Genomic DNA, 5,321 nt, shown 5'->3' on the forward strand with positions numbered 1-5,321 from the left:
GTCTATGCCCTGGGCTTCCTGCTTGGGCCGAGGCTCAACGCCGCGGGCCGCATCGGCAATGCGCTTCTCGCCTTTCGGTTGCTGACCACCCGGGAGCGCGGCGAAGCCAGCCAGATTGCCCAGCAGCTTGAAGTGCTGAATCGCGAACGCCAGGCGATTGAGATTGCCGTCGTCGACCAGGCGATGATGCAAGCCGAAGCCGCCATGGGCAAGGAAGGCAGGGCCAGCGTGCTGGTTGTGACCCGGAAAGGCTTGCACCCCGGCGTTGTCGGATTGGCGGCGGCGCGATTGAAGGAGCGCTTCCAGCTGCCGAGCTTCGTTCTTGCCGAAGATGGCGAACGCGCCGCCGGTTCCGGATCCCGCCGCGATCCGCGCGCGAGAGCCCGGCGCGCATGCCGCCGCCGCGGTGCACTACCAGCGTGTGTTCGTGAACGGCGCGCGCTGGGCGGCCGCTCACTTCGGTGAGCGGCTCGGCGTGATCGAGCCGGGAGCGCCGGCCGACCTGGTGCTGGTCGACTATCGCCCTGCCACCGAGTTCTCGGAGCGCACGCTGTTCGCGCACCTCGCTTCGGGGTTCGCTCGCTCGCCGGTCTCGGGCGTCATGGTCTCGGGCGAAATCGTGATGGACAACGGCACGCTGGTCGCGCTCGACGAGGCCGAAGTGGTGGCGCGCGCACGCGAATGCGCGGCGCGGGTCTGGTCGCGCGCCTGAGGCGGGGCACTCGAACCGTCTCCTCGTGCTTCGCCCCGACCCGGCCGCTCGGTTAGCCTTGTCGCCCATGCCCGACCCTGCCGTCGTTCCCGCCTCGACCCCGCGGCCCACCGAGCCACGGCACTCCGGCCGCTTTCCAGGGGGTGCTCGCGTGCCGGCCGCGCTGCTGGCCAGCGCGCTCGCGGCGGTCGCCTATCTCTCGACCAGCGGCTTTACACTCGGCTTCGTCGATCACGGCGAAGTTTCCGCCGCGGCCGCCACGCTCGGAATTCCTCACCCGACCGGCTATCCGACCCTGATGCTGATCGGCTTCGCGGCGGTGAGGTTGCTGCCGTTCGCGCCGCTCGTTTCGCTGTCGGTGCTGGCGGCATTGCTGGTCGCCGCGAGCGTCGGAGCGCTCACGATCGCTTTCGATGGCCTGCTCGCACGGCTTTCGATTCGCCGGACGGGCCCCGCGCGCGGCGCGAAGCGCTCGAACGCCGAGCCCCGCGCAAGCACGGGTGCGGGTCGCTCGCTCTCGCCCGCGCGCCGGGCTCTCGTGGCCGCCGCCGCTGCGCTGCTGACGGGCTTGAACGGCATGTGGTGGGAACAATCACTCGGCTTCGAGGCGTATGCGCTTCACACCCTGGTGCTCGCCGTGCTCGTGCACGTCTACTTCGTGTGGCTCGACGCCGCGACGCGCGAAACGCGTCCACGTGGCGCGGCACTCGCGTTCGGAGCCGTGCTGGGTCTCGCGTTCACGACCCACCTGAGCGTGGTGCTGCTCGCGCCGGCCATGCTGGTGCTCGCGCTGTGGCGACTGGGTGTGAATCGGCGACTCGTCGCGCGGCTCGTCGCGGTGGTCCCCGGCTTCCTGCTCGGGCTCGCGCCGTATCTCTACCTGCCGTGGCGCTCAGCCGCGCAACCGCGCTTCGACTGGGGCAATCCCGAAGTCGGCTGGCGGTTGTGGGACCACGTCACGGGCAAACAGTTTCGCGTCTGGATGTTCAGCGAGCCCGGCACCTTCGAGCTTCAGACCGGTTACTTCCTCGCGCGACTGCCGCACAGCTGGGGCTGGCTCGGACTCGCCGCCGCCGCCGTCGGGCTGGTGCTCCTGGTCGGGCGCGAGCGGCGCATCGCCGTTTTCGCAGCGCTTCTGATTGCGAGCAGCATGATCTACGCCGGCGGTTACGGGATCCTCGAGATCGTGCCGTACTACCTGCCCGCGATTCTGGCGCTTGGATTCGCGGTTGCCGTCGCGCTCGCGACGCTCGCGGAGCGCCGCGGTGTCGCGGCCGCGCTCGGCGCCGGTGCGCTGCTGGTGCTCGCCTCGGTCGCGTTCAACGCGCCGCAGCTCTCGGAGCGCGGTGAACGGCCGGTCGAGTGGATGGTTCGCGACGTACTCGAGCCGCTGCCCGCCCGCGCCGTGGTGGTCTCGGCGCAGTGGGACATCTGGGTATCGGGAAGCTACTTCGTGCAGGCGGTCGAGGGCGTGCGGCCCGACGTCACGGTGATCGATCACGAGCTGTTGCGCCGCAGCTGGTACCTGGACGAACTCGAACGCCGCGATCCCGAGCTGGCGCGTCGCGCGCGCCCCGCGATCCAGCGCTTTCGCGAGGCCGTCGAGCCGTTCGAGCGCGGACGCCCCTACGATGCGCGCACACTCGACCTCGCGTACACCGGACTGATCGACGGCCTGATCGATGCCGCGGCGGCGGATCGTCCGGTGTTCGCGTCACGCGACCTGCCGGCCGGGCGCGCGCCGCGGTTCCGCCGCGTCGCGCAGGGCCTGCTGCTGCGGCTCACGAACGGCGCCGACTATCTGCCTCAGCTCGCGGTGCGCGAGCGTTCGGTGCGACGCGGGGGCGAGCCACGCCTCTACGAAGGCATGCTGCTCGCGTCTCGTGCCCGCTCCCACATGACGCGTGCGATCTATGAAGCGCGTCATGGCCGCGATTCGCTCGCGGCACTCGAGCTCGCCGCGGCGCAGGGCTGCAATCCGGGCTGGCGCGCCGGGCCGTTGCCGGCTCAGCCGTGGCGCGGCAATCAGTTCCTCGGCGAGCAGGTGGCCTACTTCGCCGAACTGCCGGCGGCGACACTCGCCGATGTGATCGACGCGGCGCGGTCGGAAGCCGCCGCTGAAAGCAGCACCGCCGCGATTCGATAGTCGCGAACGTCTTCACTGACCCGGCGCGTTCACGCCGCGGGCAGGCGACTGGACCGAATCGGACACGCGCCCCGTCAGCGCCACGTTCAGTTGCCGACAAACCAAAGTGCGGCAACGGATTACCGGCTAGTCCATGGGCGGCATGCGGTGTGCGTTCCTGATCCGGCAGCCAAGGATCGCGGCCCGAGCCCGGGGTCAGGGCGCGGGGGAGGGTCGCTCGCTCCTACGGATCTTCGATGCGTTCGACGCGATCGCCGATCACCGTGACGCGATGGCTCCGCGTTGACGGGGCGGACCAGCGCCCCTCGCTCGCGGCGATGCGTACTCGCAGGATTCCGCCTTCGAGCCGCGCTTTGTAGTGCGTGCGCAGGAAGTCTCCGTCGCGGTAACCGAATCCGTCGCCGTCATCCTCGTAGAGCGTGCCCGTGGCCCGCCCTTCGGCATCGAGCGAGATCAGGATCTCGACCTCGTCGAGCGGTCGCTCGTCGACGTGCTGCACGATCGGCCCCAGCGGCACAATCGAACCCGGTCTCATGTGGAGCGCGGGCAGATCAGGATCGGCCAGCGCTTCCGCGGCACCGTGCACGTTCGCGCGTCGCCACGGACCGCGTGGCGATGCGAACCGCTCGCTGGCCGGGCGGCCCGAACGGGCCCGAGTCGAATCGAGTCCGGCCTCGACCAGCACGTCGTCTCCGAGCAGAAAGCTCTGGTCCTCGCCGTGCAGGCCCGGGTCGCGCGGCGCCGCCAGGCACAACGGACGCATGACCGGCACGCCGGTGCGCGAGGCCTCTTCGAAGCACGAATCGAGATAGGGCAGGAGCCGCATGCGCGTCTCGAGTGCTCGTCGAGAGGTGCTCTCGACCCGCGCCCCGAAACTCCACGGCTCGCGGCGCGGCGAGCCCTTCTCGCTGCGCGCGCGCGCGAAGGGGAACAGCGCTCCGACGCCGATCCAGCGCGAGTAGAGCTCCGCCGATGCCGTGCCGCCGAATCCGCCCAGGTAGTTGGCGCGCGACAGCACGAACGGCCGCGACTCAGGGCGCGCTCGCAGACAGCCCTCGAAGGACGCGCGCGCCATCAGCATTCCGTAGACGTTGTGATAGCGCGCGTGCGAGTCGGGGCCGCCGAGCTCGGGGTCGGCCTCGTGGCGGTTGGATTCGGGCATCGACTTGTTCGGCGTCTTGAAGACCGCCGGCTCGTTCATGTCGCTCCACACGCCGTCGAGCCGTTGCGCCATGAACGAGGCGACACGATCCGACCACCACGAACGGGTGGCGGCACGCGTGAAGTCGGGAAACACACAGGCGCCGGGCCACACGCGACGCTCCTCCGCTCAGCGCTCGGCCCCACGCAGCTGGTCGAGCGCGATCGAATACGAAACCGAGAGCCTCGCGCCGTCATCGTTCGCTCCCAGCGGCCTGGCGTAGGTGATGCGGAAGTAGCCTTCCGGATCGGGGATGCCCGGGCGGTAGAGCAGCGAGGCGCCGGCCTCCGACAACCACAACTCGCGCCCCGGCCATCCACCGCCCCGTCGCGTCGGCCCGCCGAACGGATCCTCTCCCCACACGGCACCACTCGCGACGAACAACCCCGGCTGAAGATCGAGCCACGCCGGATGCGGCACGCCGACGGTGCTCAGTACGTCGCGAGCGCTGATCAACTCGGCCCGGCCGAGCGCCGTGTTGCGACCCGCGAGTCCGTAGCTCGGCAGCGATCGCAGCGATCGCGGGCCACCGAGCCAGAATCCCGATTGCGGTGTGAGGTCACCGTCGAGGCGCCCATAGGTGAGCTGCGGCAGCAGGCTCGCCATGCGACCGATCGCCAGATCGGCGCCCACCACCGCACGCAGGCGCCGATAGTCGAAGTCGCCGCCTGCGACCCGCGCCGCCGCGCGGCCGTCGAGCTCCACCCACAGCGGCGCGCGCACCGGTCGCCCCGACAGCAGTGCCTGCCACTCGACGGTGCGCCCGAGGCTCGCCTGGAAGTTTTCGATCACCGCGGGCGTGGTGCGATAGAGATTCCAGGTCGCCGTGGTGGCGCGCGGCGACTCGATCTGATCGCGCCATGCGAGCCGCAGCTTCATCGCCGCACCCTCACGCTCGAGCGCCACGCGCACGCCGTCGCGCTGCAGGTAGTGCGAGCGATCGTCGCCGGTCAGGAACGCGGACAGCGAGTAGTAGAGCTGTCGCCGTCGATCCAGATCCAGCACGTCGGTGCCGCGACCCGCGAAGCCCGAGACGGTCCAGCGATGATCCCGTCCGCGCCTGCGCCACACTTTCTGATAGCCACCGCCTCCGAACCACCGGTTCGGCCCGCTCCCGTACGCGAGCTTCGCGGTCACCACGCCGCTGCGAAAGCGCGAGCCCACGCCGACCGATCCGCCCATCAGCGGGCCGTTCACGCGATCGAACTCGAGCCACGGTGCCAGGTCGAGCAACGCGCGCCGCGCCGGCCGACACCCTGAGC

At 70.4% G+C, this 5,321-nt stretch carries 5 protein-coding genes; 3 read left to right on the forward strand and 2 right to left on the reverse strand.

Going from position 1 to position 5,321, the window contains the following annotated elements; all coding sequences use genetic code 11:
- The 3 genes from HOP12_11110 to HOP12_11120 all read left to right on the forward strand — a co-directional run.
- Positions 1-465 (forward strand): hypothetical protein (locus HOP12_11110; GenBank protein NOT34703.1); only part of this gene is annotated, 465 nt, incomplete at its 5' end.
- Positions 428-712 (forward strand): amidohydrolase family protein, encoded by a 285-nt coding sequence (locus HOP12_11115; protein ID NOT34704.1) that lies wholly within the window; start codon positions 428-430, stop codon positions 710-712. The genes HOP12_11110 and HOP12_11115, both read left to right, overlap by 38 nt.
- A gap of 151 nt (positions 713-863) precedes the next feature.
- Positions 864-2,858 (forward strand): DUF2723 domain-containing protein, encoded by a 1,995-nt coding sequence (locus tag HOP12_11120; GenBank protein ID NOT34705.1) that lies wholly within the window; start codon positions 864-866, stop codon positions 2,856-2,858.
- Between the two features lie 223 nt (positions 2,859-3,081).
- Here the strand turns inward: HOP12_11120 and HOP12_11125 are convergent, their stop codons facing one another.
- Both HOP12_11125 and HOP12_11130 read right to left on the reverse strand, forming a co-directional pair.
- Positions 3,082-4,173 carry a DUF5110 domain-containing protein gene (locus HOP12_11125; GenBank protein NOT34706.1) on the reverse strand — a complete coding sequence of 364 codons (1,092 nt, stop codon included), beginning with the start codon at positions 4,171-4,173 and terminating at the stop codon, positions 3,082-3,084.
- Positions 4,174-4,188: 15 nt separating this feature from the next.
- Positions 4,189-5,321 (reverse strand): hypothetical protein (locus HOP12_11130; GenBank protein ID NOT34707.1); only part of this gene is annotated, 1,133 nt, incomplete at its 5' end.

It is taken from the genome of Candidatus Eisenbacteria bacterium, assembly GCA_013140805.1.
Classification (GTDB): domain Bacteria; phylum Eisenbacteria; class RBG-16-71-46; order RBG-16-71-46; family RBG-16-71-46; genus JABFRW01.